We start from the raw sequence: 15948 nt of genomic DNA on the forward strand, positions 1-15948 counted from the left end.
AAAGCGGATGCGGTTTCAGGTAGCCTTTTGGATATTGGGGTTTAATTTACGCGGCAGCTTGCGCTTGCGGATGGCCGCGTGGTGCGCGGCCTTATTCCGGCCACAATTTTTGGAAGGCGCGCACGGCAGCGGCGGGGTCAGAAGCGTGGGTGACGGCGCTGACCACGGCCAGCGAGGACACGCCGGTGGCGAGCACGGCGGGCGCGTTTTCCAGCGTGATGCCGCCGATGGCCACGGTGGGGGTATTGCCGGCTTGTTGCACGTAGCGGCGCAGTTTGTCCAGCCCCTGCGGTTCGGTGGGCATGGCTTTGGTGTTGGTGGCGAATACGGCGCCGCAGGCCACGTAGCTGGGCTGCACGGCCAAGGCACATGCCATTTCGGCTTCGTCGTGGGTGCTCAGCCCCAAGCGGATGCCGGCGCGGGCAAGGGCGGCAAAGTCGGCGCTGTCCATGTCTTCTTGGCCGAGGTGTACGCCGTAGGCGCCTTCTTCGAGGGCGAGCTGCCAGTGGTCGTTGATGAAAAGTTGGCTATGCGAGCCACGGGTGGCGGCGATGGCACGGCGGATTTCCTGGCGCAGGGCTTCGCCGGTGAGGGTTTTGCTGCGCAGCTGCACGGTGTCCGCGCCGGCATCGGCCATACGCGCCACCCAATCGGCATCGGGCACTACAGCGTAGAATTTGAGGGGGCGGATGATGGAGGGAAATGGTTGCATAGCGGGCGGCCTGCGGGTGGTTGCGGGGTGGCTATTATAGCGCAGCTGCCAATGGCCAGGATGGGAAAGATACTGTCAGGACTAGCCCCGACGGCATGAAATATATAAGGCTACCTGAAAATAAATTGGAGCTTTCAGGTAGTCTTTAGGGCAGAGATGGCGGTTGCCTGAGCATATAGTCGTGTCGAAATAGGCATGCTACGACGTCGGCACGTTTTGCGTGAGGCTGTATGTTCATGGTTTGTTGTCTTGTATGAAAATAGTTGTGCCTCAATATAATAAAAGGCTACCTGGAACTTTCAGGTAGCCTTTTGTGTGCATTAGAGAGCTTAGAACAGGCGTTGGCGGCGGCGGCTGATTTCAAAGCCGTGGTTTTGGCTGTTGGTGCAGGTCATGCCACTGGTGCGGCTGGTGCACTGCCAGCCGTCACCGCGCAGGGTTTGGCCGTAGGGCAGCACGCGGCTGTCGGGGCTAGCGAGGCTATCGCCAACGCAGCCCATTTGGGTGCGGCCGGTGCGGGAGATGGAGAAATTGCCGCCCCAATCGAGCTCGCAATCGCGCGGTTTGGGCCGGATGGGACGGTCGGGCTGGGGAATCTGGCATTCCACTACGCCGGGGGAATGGTCGTACATGCAGTTGATGTTGCCGCTGGGGCTGCGGAAAAGTTTGATGTCGGCATGGGCGGTGCCAGCGGCGAGCAGGATGGCTGCGGCGGTAAGGGGGAGGGTACGCATGATGTTACTCCTTATATAGAGAGTGGTTGGAAAAGTGATTGGTAAACAGATAGTTAGAAGCGGTACAGGCTGTCTGGACTGATTTGGAAGCCGTGGCCTTCGGTATTGGTGCAACTTAGACTGCCGGATTGGGCAGTGCATTGCCAGCCGGGTTGGTTAAAGAGTTTGAAGGGCTGGTTGTCGGGGAGGGCATAGCTGCCTGCTTGGAATTTGGCGTAGTTGTGGTGGTTGCAGTTGAGGTGGGCGGAGCCTTTTGCAAATAGGGAGATATTGCCGCTCCATTGGCCGTTCCAAGTTCCGAAGGGGCAGTCTTGAGGTTCGCATTCTACAGGAATGGGTTTGGTAGGCGGGGGAATTTCGCAGGTGAGTTGGGGGACGTAGCCACCGTATCGGCAGGTGATTTGGCCATCTACACTGTGGAAGAATGCCACTCTGGCATGGGTGCCGGCGGCAGCGAGTAGGATGGCTGCGGCTGCTATGGGTAAGGTACGCATGGTGTTACTCTATTAGAGTGGTTGGGAAAGGAGAATTGTATCTCAAAGTTGGATGTTTTTTTAGCTTTGTAAAAACTAGTTTTAGCTTCTTTAAATAATTTCTCAGAAACTCGACTTCCTTCGAAAAGCTTGTTTCAGATAGTCTTTTGCTGCATTCTAAAGAGGCTACCTGAAAAATATTTCAGGGTTTCACAGCACGGCTTGCGGATAGGCGCCGATGATTTTTACGAAGGCGGCGCATTCGGCAAGGGTTTCGAGGGCGGGCTGGATTTGGGGACTGTCGGCGTGGCCTTCGATGTCGATAAAGAAGATGTAGTCCCACAGACCGGCGCGGCTGGGGCGGCTTTCGAGCTTGGTCATGGAGATGCCGTGCTCGGAGAAGGGTTGGAGCAGGCGGTGCACGGTGCCGGGGCGGTTGGGGGCGGAGACGATGAGGGAGGTTTTGTCGCGGCCGGAGGGCTGGGTGCTGTTGTGGCCGAAGATGAGGAAACGGGTAGTATTGTTAGGCTCGTCTTCGATGTTGGCGGCGAGTTTGGCCAGATTGTAATGCTCGGCGGCGGCCTGGGCGGCAATGGCGGCGGCTTGCGGCTCGGCAGCGGCGAGGCGGGCGGCTTCGGCGTTGCTGGCCACGGAAATGCGGGTGGCATGGGGCAGGTGGCGGTTGAGCCACTCGTGGCATTGGGCCAGCGCTTGGGCGTGGGCATACACTTTTTCCGGCTGCCCGTTAGCGCCGTGCTGCTGCAATAAATGATGCTGGATGCGCAGGAGCACTTCGCCGCAGGCACGCAGGGGGGTGGAAACCATAAGGTCGAGGGTGCGGCCGACCGGGCCTTCGGTGGAGTTTTCCACGGGGGCGACAACGTAGTCGGCCTGGCGGGCTTCCACCAGTCGGAAGCATTCGTCGATGGAGGGGCAGGGCTGGGTGCGGGCGGCGTGGCCGAAGTGCTTCACGGCGGCTTGTTGGGTGAAGGTGGCTTCGGGACCGAGGTAGGCGATGGTGAGCGGGCGTTCTACGGCGAGGCATTCGCTCATGATTTCGCGGAACAGGCGGGCGACGGCTTCGTCGGGCAGGAGGCCGGCGGCGGTTTGGTTCAGGCTTCGAATGCGCTGCAACACTTGGGATTCACGCTCGGGGCGATAAACGATGCCGGTGCCTTTGAGCTCGCCGATGGCACGGGCGTGGGCGGCGCGCTGGTTAAGCAGAGTGAGGATTTCTGCGTCGATGGCATCGATGGCCTGGCGGTGGGGGGCGAGGGATTGGTCGGGCATGGCACGGCCTTTGTTCGGGATGGGGATGGGCTGATTGTATAGCAAATTGGCGTCCTTTTGATACAAGTTGAGTCAAGGCTGTAGCGGAAGTTAAATGAGCTTACTATAGCGTAGAAAAATGGGGCGTTGGTGTTGATTGAATGTTTTCAGGTAGCCTCGGGTGGGGCGGGAGGCTACCTGAAAAGCGTTGCGGGAAAAGTTGGGCAAAGGCTGCCTACGGCTAAGGCAAAACGTTTATAATCCTGCGTTTTCAGGTAGCCTTTGTTGCCAAGGGCTGCTGCTTCAACCTAAAGATTAAAGAAATTCAACTGAAACATGGACAAACTGAAAATTACCGGCAATGGCCCGTTGCACGGCGAAATCGTGATTTCTGGTGCGAAAAATGCTGCCCTGCCGCTGATGTGTGCTGGGCTTTTAACTGAAGATATTTTGCATTTGACCAACGTGCCGATGCTGGCCGACGTGAAAACCACGCACAAACTCTTGCAAGGCATGGGCGCAGAGGTGGAAAGCGACGGTGTGAGCGAATTCAAAATCGACGGCGGCACGGTAAACAACACTTGCGCGCCGTATGAGTTGGTGAAAACCATGCGCGCTTCCATTTTGGTGCTCGGCCCCACGCTGGCGCGTTTCGGCGCGGCGGAAGTGAGCCTGCCCGGCGGCTGCGCCATCGGCTCGCGGCCGGTGGACCAGCACTTGAAAGGGCTGGAAACCATGGGCGCGGAAATCGTGATCGAGCACGGTTATGTGAAGGCGCGCGGCAAGCTCAAAGGTGCGCGTGTGGTGATGGACATGGTGACCGTGGGCGGCACGGAAAACCTGCTGATGGCAGCCACGCTGGCCGAAGGCACCACCGTGCTAGAAAACTGCGCAGTGGAGCCGGAAGTGGTGGACTTGGCCGAATGCCTGGTGAAAATGGGTGCGAAAATCAGCGGTATCGGTACGCCTTCTATGACGATTGAAGGTGTGGAGAAGCTGCATGGCTGTACCCACAGCGTGGTGCCCGACCGCATCGAAGCCGGCACTTTCCTCTGCGCCGTGGCCATGACCGGCGGGCAGGTACGCCTGCAAAATGCCGCGCCCAAAACCATGGAAGCGGTGTTGGACAAGCTGGTGGAAGCCGGCGCGGAAATCCAAACCGGCGAAAATTGGATCGACATTAAAATGACGCAGCGTCCGAAAGCTGTAGACGTGCGCACCGTGCCGCATCCGGGTTTTCCCACCGATATGCAGGCGCAGTTTATGGCGATGAACGCGGTGGCTGAGGGCAGCAGCCGGATGGTGGAAACCATTTTTGAAAACCGCTTTATGCATGTGCCCGAGCTCAACCGTATGGGTGCGCATATCAGCGCCGAGGGCAACACCGCGCTGGTAAAAGGTGTGGAGCAACTTTCTGGTGCCACCGTGATGGCCACTGACTTGCGCGCTTCGGCCAGCCTGGTGATTGCCGGCCTGGTGGCCGATGGCGACACCATCGTGGAGCGCATCTATCACTTGGATCGCGGCTACGAGCATATTGAAGAGAAGCTGAGCAAAGTGGGCGCGAAAATCGAACGTTTGAAACAGTAGTCAATTCGACAGTAAAGGCTACCTGAAAAACCAACCGTAGGGGTTTTAGGTAGCCTCAAGTATCAGGAAGCAAAAACAGCCCGATATTCGGGCTGTTCTTTAAATATTTGCCGGTTTGGATTATCGGCAGGACAAGCCCAAGATGGTGGGCGGGTTGCCGTTGGACAGTTTGATGCGGCAAGTAGTGCCGGAAGTGCCGGATACCACGGCATAGCGTGCACCGCCTTCGTTGCGGGTGCTGATATTCATCGGCTCTTTCACGCCCATGGATTTGGATGTTTGCGCCAAGTTTTGCACCAATTCAGACGGCAGGCCGGAAGAGTCGTTGCCGATTTTTACACCGTCGGCCCATGCGGACGCAATCGGTAACAAGGCCAGCATCAGAATAGTTAATTTGCGTTGCATAGTTAGTTCTCCTGTGAAAAATGGCTACCGTTGCCGGTAGCTGTGGAAACACTCTACTATATCGGAGTAAGGGTTGACAATGATTATGCTGCTTTTTACCTACGGCAGTGTCGGTAAGTGTCGCATTTTGTGGGCAAGCAATCTAATGGCTTTAAATAAATTTCTTTATAAATTAGCCTATTAGTGGGCTAATTTGTTACCTGATGTGAAGCGGTCGATAGCCAAGCGCGTACTGCCGATTAAATATTTTCAATGGATTGCCACACATGAACCGAAACAATTCCCCCCTGCCTGCCTACCGGCCGCCGTTTTGGCTGCGCGGCGGGCATTTGCAGAGCATTTGGCCGAAACTGGTGCGCATTGGTAGCCCGGCCTATCGGCGTGAGCTTTTGCCCGACAGCCTGGGCGCTACCGAAGTGGCCTACGATTTTGTGGATGGCAAACGCCCCGATGCCCCGCTATTGATGCTGTTTCACGGGCTGGAAGGCAGCAGCGCCAGCCATTATGCCCGCGCCCTGATGTTTGCCGCGCAACGGCACGGCTGGCACGGTGTGGTGGCGCATTTCCGCAGCTGCGGCGAAGTGGAAAACCGCGCGTCTGTGTTTTATCACTCCGGCGACAGCGCCGAAGTCGCGCACATGTTGCAATTAATGCACTCGCGCTACCCGCGCATCTGCGCCGTCGGCATTTCCTTGGGCGGCAACGCATTGGCCAAATACTTGGCCGAACAGGGCAACCGTGCCATTCCGCAGGCTGCAGCCGTGGTGAGCGCGCCGTTAGATTTAACCGCCGCCTCGCATCGGCTGGAGCAGGGCTTGAGCAAAATGTTGTATGCACCTTATTTCCTGCGTTCGCTGTTGCCTAAAGCCGCTGCTTGCGCCGCCCGTTTTCCGCATATTGATGCCGCTGCCGTGCAAGCCGCCGCCAGCCTCACCGATTTCGACAACAGCTTCACCGCCCCCTTACACGGCTTTGCCGATGCCACCGACTACTACCGCCGATCCAGCGCCAAACCCCTGTTGCGCCAAATCGCCGTACCTACCCTGATTTTAAATGCGCTGAACGACCCCTTCATTCCCGCCGAATCACTGCCGCAGGCGGGCGATGTGTCGCCAGCCGTTACCCTGTTGCAGCCTGAATACGGCGGCCACGCCGGCTTTCCCGGCACGGCTGATTTAGATTGGCTGCCGGATACCGTGTTGCGTTATTTCGACGGCGTGGCAGTAAAGGCTACCTGAAAAGGTAGGAAGATTTTTCAGGTAGCCTCTAACCAGAGTTGAAAGGAAACATCATGACCATTACCCAAAACTATCTCGCCGGTTTGCAGCAAGCCTACGTTAAATGCGGCGATACAGACGAGTAGACACACTTTGTCGACATCAAGCACGGTATCGCCCCTGAAGATGTCCATGCTTTGCAAGCCACCTATCCGCAAACGCCTGCCTCCCTGCTTGAGCTGCTCTCTTTCGCCGACGGCACCTACTGGCGCGAATACCAAGGCGAAACAGTCAGCTTGTTCCTGCTCGGCTCTGATATTATGGAATATCCCTACTATCTGCTCTCCGCTCGGCAGATGCTGGAAAGCAAAAATCCACAATATTTGTCCGACTACATCAACCGAGTCTACCCTGCTGAAGACGTGGCCGTGGATGATCGTATCACCCGCGATGTAGCCAATGCCTGCTGGCTACACTTCTCCGACTGCATGAACAACGGTGGCACCTCGCAGCTGTTTATCGATCTCACCCCATCGGCATCCGGCAAGGCTGGGCAAATCGTCCGCTACCTGCACGATCCCGACGAGCTGGAAGTGATTGCCGACAGTTTCGATGAATATCTGCTTGCCTTAATTGAAGATAGATACGATTTTATTCATGAAGACGATTTTTAAGCAGAGTTAATAGATACCGTGGTAAAGAGGCTACCTGAAAACCGATATTCTCAGGTAGTCTTGATTTAATAAACTGCTACAATCAGCCAGCCGACGCAGTCGAAAGCGCGTATAATGCCTGCCGTTTGAATTTTCCAACCATGAAGAGAGGCTGCCATGACTATCCGCTACAAGCGTGTTTTATTGAAACTTTCCGGCGAGGCATTGATGGGTAACGATGCCTTTGGCATCAATCGTGCCACGATTATGGGCATTGTCGGGCAGATTGTGGAAATCGCCAAAATGGGCGTGGAAGTGGGTGTGGTGGTGGGCGGCGGCAACCTGTTTCGCGGTGTGGCCGCACAAGCCAGCGATATGGACCGTGCCACTGCCGATTACATGGGCATGCTTGCTACCGTGATGAACGCGTTGGCTTTGAAAGATGCGTTTGAAAGCCTTGGCCAGTCTGCGCGCGTACAATCGGCGCTTTCCATGCAGCAGATTGTCGAAACCTATGCCCGCCCCAAAGCCATCCAATATTTGGAAGAAGGTAAAGTGATGATTTTTGCCGCTGGCACGGGCAACCCCTTCTTCACCACCGACACCGCCGCCGCGCTGCGTGGTGCAGAAATGAACTGCGACATCATGCTCAAGGCCACCAATGTGGACGGCGTGTATACCGCCGACCCGAAAAAAGACGCTTCGGCCACGCGCTATCAAGACATCACGTTTGACGAAGCCATCGTGAAAAACCTGAAAGTGATGGATGCTACTGCCTTGGCGCTGTGCCGCGAGCGCAAACTGAATATCGTGGTGTTCGGCATCGCCAAAGAAGGCGCGCTCAAACGGGTGGTGCTGGGCGAAGACGAAGGCACTTTGGTGCATATTTGATTGAATTGGCAAGATTATAGGCCGCTTCCCATTAGGAGGCGGCCTGATGTTTTGGGTTTCAGGTAGCCTGCTATAGAGGTGAGGTTACCTGAAAAGCACTAATATATAGCAAGCCAAATTGACTTTCGATACAAGGCGGTGAGCCGTAAGCAGTACGGAAGTACGGCAAGGCAAACCAACGCTGTAGCGAAAGTCAATTTGGCTTGCTTAAAATCCGCCCAACCCAAATTTGGCCTCCACAGAAGCTCAGCTTCCTTTGGCAATCTTGTTTCGGCTAGTCTTTTGTGCCGCAGAAAAAATGCCCGTTGCAACAACGGGCGTTGGTGTGTTGGGCAAGCCTGCTTATTTTTGCAGCAACACGCGCAGCATCCAGGCGGTTTTTTCGTGGGTTTGCATGCGGGTGGTGAGCAGATCGGCAGTGGGCTCGTCGTTGGCTTGGTCCACAGCGGGAAACAGCTCGCGGCAGGTGCGGATCACGGTTTCCTGGCCTTCCACCAGTTCGCGGATCATGGCAGGGGCATCGTTACTGCTTTGGCCGTCTGGAATGGAAGTGAGTTTGGCAAATTCGCTGTAGGAACCTGGCGCCTTGAAGCCCAGTGCGCGGATGCGTTCGGCAATTTCGTCCACGGCCAGCGCCAGCTCGTTGTATTGCTCTTCAAACATGGTGTGCAGGCTGTGGAACATCGGGCCTTCCACGTTCCAGTGGTAGTTGTGGGTTTTCAGATAGAGAGTATAGGTGTCGGCCAGCACCTTAGACAGGCCTTGGGCGATGGTTTGGCGTTGGGTTTCGTTGATACCGATGTTGATGCTCATGATGGCTCCTTATTAAACAGAGTTGGGGAAAAGAATTACTGTTTGATTGGCAGCCATTGTAGTGCTGTATATTTTATTTTTCCAATTAAAAATTACTCTTTGATTAATTTTTTATTTCAATACTAGAAAGAAGGCTATCTGAAAGGGTTCAGGTAGCCTTCGCTAAGTTTTGATACATTTGAAAGATTGGTTTGCTAAAGAATGGCAGGCAGGAAGGGGGGAATTTCAGGTAGCCTATTGGCGGGGGAAGAAATGGTTATCTGAAAAATGAATGATCCTGCACTATTAAAGATGAGTGCGGGCATCCGCTGCTGCTTTAGCGCAGCACTTCCTGTTCGGGCGAGTCGTTGCGGGGTTGCAGGCGTACGCCGTGTTGGCCGACGCTCCAGCATTGGGCATTGGCGCTGCGGCTGCACAGGCGCTTGCCATCGCTATACCATTCTTGATTGCGGTTGCCGGTGCAGGATTCGAGGGTGATGTTGCTGCCGGTTTGGGTGAGGCATTGGCCGTTTTGGCGGATGGTGCCGTTGCGGATGATGCGTTCGAAATATTGATTGGGCATGTTGCGGCAGGGGCGAAGGGTGAGGGTTTGGTTGTGGACGGTGATGCATTCGCTACCGATGCGCATGGTGTCGCCATCGGGGAGCTTGGGTTCGGATTGTTTTTCGCGGGCAAAAGCAGTGCTGCTCGGGGCTTTGGTGTGGAGTTTGGGGGTGTTGGGCGGGATGGGGCGCACGGGGCAATAGGGCAGAGGGCAGGCGGTGAGGAGGAGGGCGGAGAGCAAGATGAGGCGGCGCATGGGGGTTATTCTCGTGGGTTCAGGTAGCCTTTTATATAGCGAGGCTGGGAATATGGCATAATTTGCTGCTGTGGAATTTAGCAAATGCTGGCTTGATAGGAAAGCGGTTTGTGCAGTTTTGTATAGCGGTTTGGTGGTGTTGTGGGCGGGATTTGTCCGTTTGTGCGGCGAGGCGTTAAGCCGGATACAGATGCAGTATTATCAGGCCGGAGAGCTGGCGGGTGTGCGGTTTATGGTGGCGGCGCGCCCGGCAGCCGGAAAACCTTGCCGCAGCGGGCAAAGCAAGGTAGTATCCCGCCCGTTATGCACTATATGCCGTGGCAGCCGGAAGGCTACCTGAAAACATCTCAATTAAGGAAACCCTATGATCAAAGAAATCCAAACCTCAGCCGAAACCAAGATGCAGCGTTCGGTGGAAGTGCTGCGCGAAAATCTAGCCAAAGTGCGCACCGGCCGCGCCCACACCGGCTTGCTCGACCAGGTGGAAGTGGAATACTACGGCAGCATGGTGCCGGTGAGCCAGGTGGCCAACGTAACCCTGCTTGACGCGCGCACCATCAGCGTGAAGCCCTATGAGAGCAATATGGCCGCCGCCGTGGAAAAAGCTATCCGCGATTCCAACCTCGGCCTGAATCCTGCTTCTATGGGCGACCTCATCCGCGTGCCGATGCCGATGCTCACCGAAGAGCGCCGCAAAGACCTGATTAAAGTAGTGCGCGGCGAAGCTGAAGACGGTCGCGTGTCTATCCGCAATGTGCGCCGCGATGCCAACGACCACATCAAAAAACTGCTGAAAGACAAAGAAGTGTCGGAAGACGATGCCCGCCGCGGCGAAGAGCAGATCCAGAAGCTCACCGATAAATACATCGCCGAAGTAGATAAACTGCTGGAGCATAAAGAAGAAGATTTGATGGTGGTGTAAACCATCCGAGCGATACGGCGGCACGGGCTGATATATTTGCCCGTGCCGCCTCAGGCTACCTGAAACCTGCCCAGCCCGAGGAAAGCATATGAGCAGCAGCACCCAAAGCATCCCCGAACGCACCAATATCCCGCGCCATGTTTGCGTGATTATGGACGGCAACGGCCGCTGGGCGAAAAAACGCCTGCTGCCGCGTGTGATGGGGCACAAACGCGGCCTCACCGCCCTGGAAAACCTAGCCGCCCGTTGTGCTGAGCTCGGCGTGGAATACCTCACCGTATTCGCCTTTTCCACTGAAAACTGGCGTCGGCCCGAAGATGAAGTTTCCTTTTTGATGAAACTGTTTTTGCAGGCACTGGATGGGAAGGTGGATAAAATGCACCAAAACAACCTGCGGCTCAAAGTGATCGGCAATCGCAGCCGCTTTCCTGCCGCCATTGTGGCCGGCATCGAAGCTGCCGAACGGCTCACTGCCGGCAACACCGGCCTCACGCTCACCGTGGCTGCTGACTACGGCGGCCGCTGGGATATCCTGCAAGCTGCCAACCGGCTGATTGCCGAAGGCAAAAGCGAAATCACCGAAGACGACCTCTCTCAGCGCCTTTCCTTGGCCGAAGCCCCCGAGCCTGACCTGTTTATCCGCACCGGCGGCGAAACCCGCATCAGCAACTTCATGCTCTGGCAAATGGCCTATGCCGAATTTTATTTTACCGACGCGCTGTGGCCGGATTTCGATGCTGCCGAGTTCGATCGTGCCATTTCTTCCTTCCGCGTGCGCGAACGCCGTTTCGGCCGCACCAGCGAACAGCTGCCGCCGGAACAACAGCGCGGTTGAGTTGTTGGTTTTCAATCGGGCAGGGCGGCGATGGGCGGATGCCTGTTGCCGCTTTGTTTTAGCGCTACAACCCATGCCCATTCTATGAACCACAGCGAATTTTCTATTCAGATCGAAAACCTCCGCCAATCATTCGCCAACCGTAATCTCGAAGACTATCTCCTGGCGCTTCATGGCCTGTTGCAAAGTCAACAGGATGCCGTTTGCACACCCACCCTCTGCCTCAGCCTACTGCAAGAAGCCTTTACTGCTTCGCCTGCGCCGTTTAACGAACAATGGCTGCTCATCCGTCAGATGCCCGATGAGCAGCTGAAAACAAGCGATCCGTGGCAATACTCCTGCGCCGTGATTATTTTTCAGGTAGCCGAGTTGCACCGCATGCGTGGCCAAGAGTTGCAAAACGAATTGCGCCACTACGGTATCACCTCCGAAACCGGCTATAGCCGGTACAACTCCGACCCGCTCACCCTTTTGGAATGCGGCGCGCAGGGGCTGGAAGACAGTTTGAGGGAGGAAGACAGCGGTGGCAGAGGATTGGTCGCTGTTGGGCGATTTGTTGGACTTGGGGCGTTATTACGAATAAGTAGCGCGAAAGGCTACCTGAAAATTTCAGGTAGCCTTTACTTTGGACAGGCAAAACTGTTTGCGCTAAAATGCCGTGTTTTCCGTTTTTCCCTGATTCGACTGAAAGAGATATAATTATGAAAACCGCACAAGAATTGCGCGCCGGCAACGTATTCATGGTGGGCAGCGAGCCGATGGTGGTACAGAAAACCGAATACATCAAAGGCGGCCGCTCCTCTGCCAAAGTGAGCATGAAGCTAAAAAACCTGCTCACCGGCGCAAACAGCGAAACCATCGTGAAAGCCGATGACAAGTTCGACGTTATCCAGCTCGACCGTAAACAATGCACTTACAGCTATTTCGCCGACCCGATGTATGTATTCATGGACGAAGAGTTCAACCAATACGAAATCGAAGGTGAAAACATCGGTGACAACATGAAATTCATCGTAGACGGCATGGAAGACGTGTGTGAAGTAACCTTCTACGAAGGCAACCCGATTTCCGTGGAGCTGCCCACCATCATCGTGCGCGAAGTGGAATACACCGAGCCCGCCGTTAAAGGCGACACTTCCGGCAAAGTGATGAAACCCGCACGCCTCGTGGGTGGTACCGAGATCCAAGTGATGGCCTATATTGAAAACGGTGATAAAGTGGAAATCGATTCCCGTACCGGTGAGTTCCGCAAACGCGCCTAATTGCCGAACTTGGCCGGTATAGCTCAGTTGGTAGAGCAGCGCATTCGTAATGCGAAGGTCGGGGGTTCGACTCCCTTTACCGGCACCAATCCCGGCCCCGCTTTTGCGGGGCTTTTGCCAGGTAGATTTCAGGTAGCCTATGTGCTTTATTTCTTCAAGCGCAACTATGTCGCGCAGTGCGCCGTCGTGCAGCCAAATCATGGCGCATAGGGCATACAGGCAGGCAGATGCGGGGGCATTGCCGCTGCGCATCATTTCGAGTGCTACCGGATCGTGCCACGACCAATACAGCCAGTAGATGCCATCGACGGAAAACCACATGCCAAACAATGCTAGCGGCAGGTATTTCCACTGCCGGCGTGCCAGTGTGCGTGAGTTGGTGGGGGCGGAAAAAGTAGGTGCTAAGGCCATCGGGAAACTGATGGGAGTGTCCCAGTAGGGCGCGGGCAGGAGGTAGGAGCTGGCAATAAAGATGGCGATGCCGCAGGCACGAAAAAACAGCTTTCAGGGGCGGAGGTAGTCGTGAAAGGATTTATGAAGGGTATGTTCAGGTAGCTTGGGGGTGTTATATTTACTGGAAAATTGGTTTAAGTAGGATTAATAGCTGTTCCAATCGAACATGAAACAAGGCGGGCCCCTATTTGGAGACGGTTGTTTGTTTGCTTGAGGATGAGACTGAATAGGTGGATAATTTAACCACATCGGAAGCAAAGGTAGCCCCTGGCTGGGAAATGAGATTACCTGAAAAATTTCTTGATTTTAGTGTATTGATAAGTAATAATAAAAGATATCAAGTTTGATTTAGGTTAAGAGAAGCACTATTGGTTAGAGTTTTCTGCCCAAAACGGCATGAAGAATGCCATTCTTTAATGGTGAATTCTAATTTGTAACGTTGTTTTATTTATTTATATTAAACAGGAGGTTATTATGGCTTCAGCAATAGAGCGTCCGGCTGCTTGGACAGGCTTTGTTAGCGGTGATTGGGAAAATAGCATTGATGTACGCGATTTCATCCAAAAAAACTACACGCCTTATGAAGGCGATGGTAGCTTTTTAGCGCCGGCCACCAATGCCACTACCAAGCTGTGGGCAGAAGTGATGGAAGGCATCAAGGTGGAAAATAAAACCCACGCTCCGTATAAAATTGACGCGCAAGTTGTTTCCGGCATCACCAGCCACGCGCCCGGCTATATCGACAAAGACTTGGAAACCATTGTCGGCCTGCAAACCGATGAGCCGCTGAAACGCTCCATCATGCCTTTCGGCGGTCTGAAGATGGTGAAAGATTCCTGTAAGATTTACGGCGTGGAGCTAAATCCCGAAGTGGAAGAAATCTTCACTAAATATCGTAAAACCCACAACCAAGGCGTGTTTGATGTGTACACGCCCGACATCCGCCGCTGTCGGAAATCAGGCGTTTTAACTGGTTTGCCCGATGCCTACGGCCGTGGCCGCATTATCGGCGACTACCGCCGTGTGGCCCTTTACGGTATCGACCGCCTGATGCAAGACAAAACCGAGCAGTATCATTCTTTACAAGCCGATTTGGAATCTGGCAAAAACTTGGAAAGCGTTATTCGCCTGCGCGAAGAAATCAACGAGCAGCATATTGCACTGAAGCAGATGAAAGAAATGGCTGCCTCTTACGGTTTCGATATTTCCGGCCCAGCCAAAAACGCGCAAGAAGCCATCCAATGGACTTACTTCGCCTACCTCGCCGCCGTGAAGTCGCAAAACGGCGCAGCCATGTCGTTTGGTCGTGTGTCTTCCTTCTTGGATATTTATATCGAGCGCGACCTGAAAAACGGCATTATCACCGAAAGCCAAGCACAAGAATTCATCGACCATTTGGTGATGAAACTGCGTATGGTTCGTTTCCTGCGCACGCCCGAATACGACCAGCTCTTTTCCGGCGACCCGATTTGGGCCACCGAATCCATCGGTGGTATGGGCTTGGATGGCCGCACATTGGTAACCCGCACCAACTTCCGCGTGCTGCACACTCTGTACAACATGGGCCCATCTCCCGAGCCGAACATCACCGTATTGTGGTCTGAAAAACTGCCGCAAGGTTTCAAAGAGTTCTGTGCCAAAGTGTCTATCGATACTTCGTCTATCCAATACGAAAACGACGACCTGATGCGCCCCGACTTCAACAGTGACGATTACGCCATTGCTTGCTGCGTGAGCCCTATGGTGGTCGGTAAGCATATGCAGTTCTTCGGTGCGCGAGCCAACTTGGCCAAAACCCTGCTGTATGCAATCAATGGCGGCGTGGACGAAAAATCTAAAGACCAAGTCGGTCCGAAAACCGAGCCGATTAAAGACGCAGTGCTCGACTACGACACTGTGTTCGATCGCATGGATAAATTCATGGACTGGTTGGCCACTCAATATGTTACCGCTCTGAATTGCATCCACTACATGCACGACAAATACAGCTACGAAGCCGCCTTGATGGCTTTGCACGACCGCGACGTGCGCCGCACCATGGCTTGCGGTATTGCCGGCCTGTCTGTGGCTGCCGACTCTTTGTCTGCCATCAAATACGCTAAAGTGAAACCGATCCGCGACGAAAACGGCATTGCCGTGGACTTCGAAATCGAAGGAGAATACCCGCAGTTCGGTAATAACGACGACCGTGTGGACAGCATCGCCTGCGACCTGGTAGAGCGTTTCATGAAGAAAGTGGCTACTCATCCGACCTACCGCAACGCTATCCCAACCCAGTCTGTGCTGACCATCACATCTAACGTGGTATATGGCAAAAAAACTGGTAATACTCCGGATGGTCGCCGCGCAGGTGCTCCGTTCGGCCCGGGTGCCAACCCCATGCACGGCCGTGATGTAAGCGGTGCCGTGGCTTCGCTGACTTCCGTGGCCAAACTGCCGTTTGAGTTTGCCAAAGACGGTATTTCCTACACTTTCTCCATCATCCCCGGTGCGTTGGGCAAAGACGAAAGCTCCCGCGAACGCAACCTGGCCGGTATGATGGACGGCTACTTCCACCACGAAGCTGGTGTGGAAGGCGGCCAGCATCTCAACGTGAACGTGCTCAACCGCGAAATGTTGGTGGATGCGATGGAACACCCGGAAAAATATCCGCAGCTCACTATCCGCGTGTCCGGCTATGCCGTGCGTTTCAACTCGCTCACCAAAGAGCAGCAGCAAGACGTGATCACCCGCACCTTCACCAGCCGGATGTAATCATGCCCAGCTAGCAGGAATCAGTGCCGGAACTCATTCCGGCACTTTTGTTTCCTCCCGTTTTCAGGTAGCCTGATTCCTGTTGTAAAGGCTACCTGAGAATCTATAGCCCAAGTATAGTCCAAGTAGGGTAGGGTGGGCTTTCAAAACACCACAAGCCATAAAG

Annotated in this window: 16 protein-coding genes and 1 tRNA gene; 10 read left to right on the forward strand and 7 right to left on the reverse strand. The window is 54.7% G+C overall.

Features of this window, described 5'->3' with window-relative positions:
- Positions 1 to 91: 91 nt before the first annotated feature.
- The 4 genes from thiE to pheA all read right to left on the reverse strand — a co-directional run bounded on the left by thiE (position 92) and on the right by pheA (position 3209).
- The gene (thiE, locus tag A7P99_RS00775) at positions 92 to 712 is read right to left on the reverse strand and encodes a thiamine phosphate synthase (RefSeq protein ID WP_067686215.1); all 621 of its coding nucleotides are present in this window, start codon (positions 710 to 712) and stop codon (positions 92 to 94) included.
- Positions 713 to 1041: 329 nt separating this feature from the next.
- Complete coding sequence (locus tag A7P99_RS00780) at positions 1042 to 1446, reverse strand: DUF6636 domain-containing protein (protein ID WP_082880633.1); 405 nt, start codon at positions 1444 to 1446, stop codon at positions 1042 to 1044.
- Positions 1447 to 1499: 53 nt separating this feature from the next.
- Positions 1500 to 1940: a hypothetical protein gene (locus A7P99_RS00785; RefSeq protein WP_067446486.1), complete on the reverse strand. Its 441-nt coding sequence runs from the start codon at positions 1938 to 1940 to the stop codon at positions 1500 to 1502.
- Positions 1941 to 2129: 189 nt separating this feature from the next.
- Entirely contained in the window at positions 2130 to 3209 is a 1080-nt protein-coding gene (gene pheA, locus A7P99_RS00790; protein ID WP_067686466.1) for a prephenate dehydratase, read from the reverse strand.
- 315 nt (positions 3210 to 3524) lie between these two features.
- Between pheA and murA the strand changes: the two genes are divergently transcribed.
- Positions 3525 to 4778: a UDP-N-acetylglucosamine 1-carboxyvinyltransferase gene (gene murA, locus A7P99_RS00795; RefSeq protein WP_067527579.1), complete on the forward strand. Its 1254-nt coding sequence runs from the start codon at positions 3525 to 3527 to the stop codon at positions 4776 to 4778.
- A gap of 120 nt (positions 4779 to 4898) precedes the next feature.
- Here the strand turns inward: murA and A7P99_RS00800 are convergent, their stop codons facing one another.
- A complete protein-coding gene (locus A7P99_RS00800; protein WP_067439523.1) occupies positions 4899 to 5183 on the reverse strand; it encodes a hypothetical protein in 285 nt (94 codons plus the stop codon).
- Between the two features lie 266 nt (positions 5184 to 5449).
- Here A7P99_RS00800 and A7P99_RS00805 point away from each other — a divergent pair, with 266 nt between their 5' ends.
- The 3 genes from A7P99_RS00805 to pyrH all read left to right on the forward strand — a co-directional run bounded on the left by A7P99_RS00805 (position 5450) and on the right by pyrH (position 7944).
- The gene (locus A7P99_RS00805) at positions 5450 to 6421 is read left to right on the forward strand and encodes a YheT family hydrolase (RefSeq protein ID WP_067446492.1); all 972 of its coding nucleotides are present in this window, start codon (positions 5450 to 5452) and stop codon (positions 6419 to 6421) included.
- Between the two features lie 152 nt (positions 6422 to 6573).
- Positions 6574 to 7074, forward strand: a complete 501-nt coding sequence (locus tag A7P99_RS00810) for an SMI1/KNR4 family protein (RefSeq protein ID WP_255361283.1) — start codon at positions 6574 to 6576, stop codon at positions 7072 to 7074.
- Positions 7075 to 7230: 156 nt separating this feature from the next.
- Complete coding sequence (gene pyrH / locus A7P99_RS00815; protein ID WP_067439517.1) at positions 7231 to 7944, forward strand: UMP kinase; 714 nt, start codon at positions 7231 to 7233, stop codon at positions 7942 to 7944.
- Positions 7945 to 8286: 342 nt separating this feature from the next.
- Here pyrH and A7P99_RS00820 read toward each other — a convergent pair whose 3' ends face one another.
- Both A7P99_RS00820 and A7P99_RS00825 read right to left on the reverse strand, forming a co-directional pair.
- Positions 8287 to 8757: a Dps family protein gene (locus A7P99_RS00820; RefSeq protein ID WP_067439514.1), complete on the reverse strand. Its 471-nt coding sequence runs from the start codon at positions 8755 to 8757 to the stop codon at positions 8287 to 8289.
- Between the two features lie 316 nt (positions 8758 to 9073).
- Positions 9074 to 9556: a hypothetical protein gene (locus A7P99_RS00825; RefSeq protein WP_067527581.1), complete on the reverse strand. Its 483-nt coding sequence runs from the start codon at positions 9554 to 9556 to the stop codon at positions 9074 to 9076.
- 364 nt (positions 9557 to 9920) lie between these two features.
- On the opposite strand from A7P99_RS00825, the gene frr reads away from it, so the two are divergent.
- The 6 genes from frr to pflB all read left to right on the forward strand — a co-directional run bounded on the left by frr (position 9921) and on the right by pflB (position 15782).
- Complete coding sequence (gene frr, locus A7P99_RS00830; protein ID WP_064083836.1) at positions 9921 to 10478, forward strand: ribosome recycling factor; 558 nt, start codon at positions 9921 to 9923, stop codon at positions 10476 to 10478.
- Between the two features lie 88 nt (positions 10479 to 10566).
- Positions 10567 to 11313 (forward strand): isoprenyl transferase, encoded by a 747-nt coding sequence (locus tag A7P99_RS00835; RefSeq protein WP_067446498.1) that lies wholly within the window; start codon positions 10567 to 10569, stop codon positions 11311 to 11313.
- 84 nt (positions 11314 to 11397) lie between these two features.
- Positions 11398 to 12012 (forward strand): hypothetical protein, encoded by a 615-nt coding sequence (locus A7P99_RS00840; RefSeq protein ID WP_197476505.1) that lies wholly within the window; start codon positions 11398 to 11400, stop codon positions 12010 to 12012.
- Positions 12013 to 12014: 2 nt separating this feature from the next.
- A complete protein-coding gene (gene efp, locus A7P99_RS00845; RefSeq protein WP_067439498.1) occupies positions 12015 to 12575 on the forward strand; it encodes an elongation factor P in 561 nt (186 codons plus the stop codon).
- Between the two features lie 12 nt (positions 12576 to 12587).
- Positions 12588 to 12663 (forward strand) — tRNA-Thr (locus A7P99_RS00850).
- A gap of 839 nt (positions 12664 to 13502) precedes the next feature.
- Positions 13503 to 15782 (forward strand): formate C-acetyltransferase, encoded by a 2280-nt coding sequence (gene pflB / locus A7P99_RS00855; RefSeq protein WP_067439495.1) that lies wholly within the window; start codon positions 13503 to 13505, stop codon positions 15780 to 15782.
- Positions 15783 to 15948 lie beyond the last annotated feature (166 nt).

Source organism: Eikenella sp. NML120348 (genome assembly GCF_001648435.1).
Taxonomy (GTDB): Bacteria; Pseudomonadota; Gammaproteobacteria; order Burkholderiales; family Neisseriaceae; genus Eikenella; species Eikenella exigua.

Bases quoted from the DNA above. Each gene is read 5' to 3' on its own strand.
- thiE (WP_067686215.1), bottom strand. From the start codon at position 712: ATGCAACCATTTCCCTCCATCATCCGCCCCCTCAAATTCTACGCTGTA.
- A7P99_RS00780 (WP_082880633.1), bottom strand. From the start codon at position 1,446: ATGCGTACCCTCCCCCTTACCGCCGCAGCCATCCTGCTCGCCGCTGGC.
- A7P99_RS00785 (WP_067446486.1), bottom strand. From the start codon at position 1,940: ATGCGTACCTTACCCATAGCAGCCGCAGCCATCCTACTCGCTGCCGCC.
- pheA (WP_067686466.1), bottom strand. From the start codon at position 3,209: ATGCCCGACCAATCCCTCGCCCCCCACCGCCAGGCCATCGATGCCATC.
- murA (WP_067527579.1), top strand. From the start codon at position 3,525: ATGGACAAACTGAAAATTACCGGCAATGGCCCGTTGCACGGCGAAATC.
- A7P99_RS00800 (WP_067439523.1), bottom strand. From the start codon at position 5,183: ATGCAACGCAAATTAACTATTCTGATGCTGGCCTTGTTACCGATTGCG.
- A7P99_RS00805 (WP_067446492.1), top strand. From the start codon at position 5,450: ATGAACCGAAACAATTCCCCCCTGCCTGCCTACCGGCCGCCGTTTTGG.
- pyrH (WP_067439517.1), top strand. From the start codon at position 7,231: ATGACTATCCGCTACAAGCGTGTTTTATTGAAACTTTCCGGCGAGGCA.
- A7P99_RS00820 (WP_067439514.1), bottom strand. From the start codon at position 8,757: ATGAGCATCAACATCGGTATCAACGAAACCCAACGCCAAACCATCGCC.
- A7P99_RS00825 (WP_067527581.1), bottom strand. From the start codon at position 9,556: ATGCGCCGCCTCATCTTGCTCTCCGCCCTCCTCCTCACCGCCTGCCCT.
- frr (WP_064083836.1), top strand. From the start codon at position 9,921: ATGATCAAAGAAATCCAAACCTCAGCCGAAACCAAGATGCAGCGTTCG.
- A7P99_RS00835 (WP_067446498.1), top strand. From the start codon at position 10,567: ATGAGCAGCAGCACCCAAAGCATCCCCGAACGCACCAATATCCCGCGC.
- A7P99_RS00840 (WP_197476505.1), top strand. From the start codon at position 11,398: ATGAACCACAGCGAATTTTCTATTCAGATCGAAAACCTCCGCCAATCA.
- efp (WP_067439498.1), top strand. From the start codon at position 12,015: ATGAAAACCGCACAAGAATTGCGCGCCGGCAACGTATTCATGGTGGGC.
- pflB (WP_067439495.1), top strand. From the start codon at position 13,503: ATGGCTTCAGCAATAGAGCGTCCGGCTGCTTGGACAGGCTTTGTTAGC.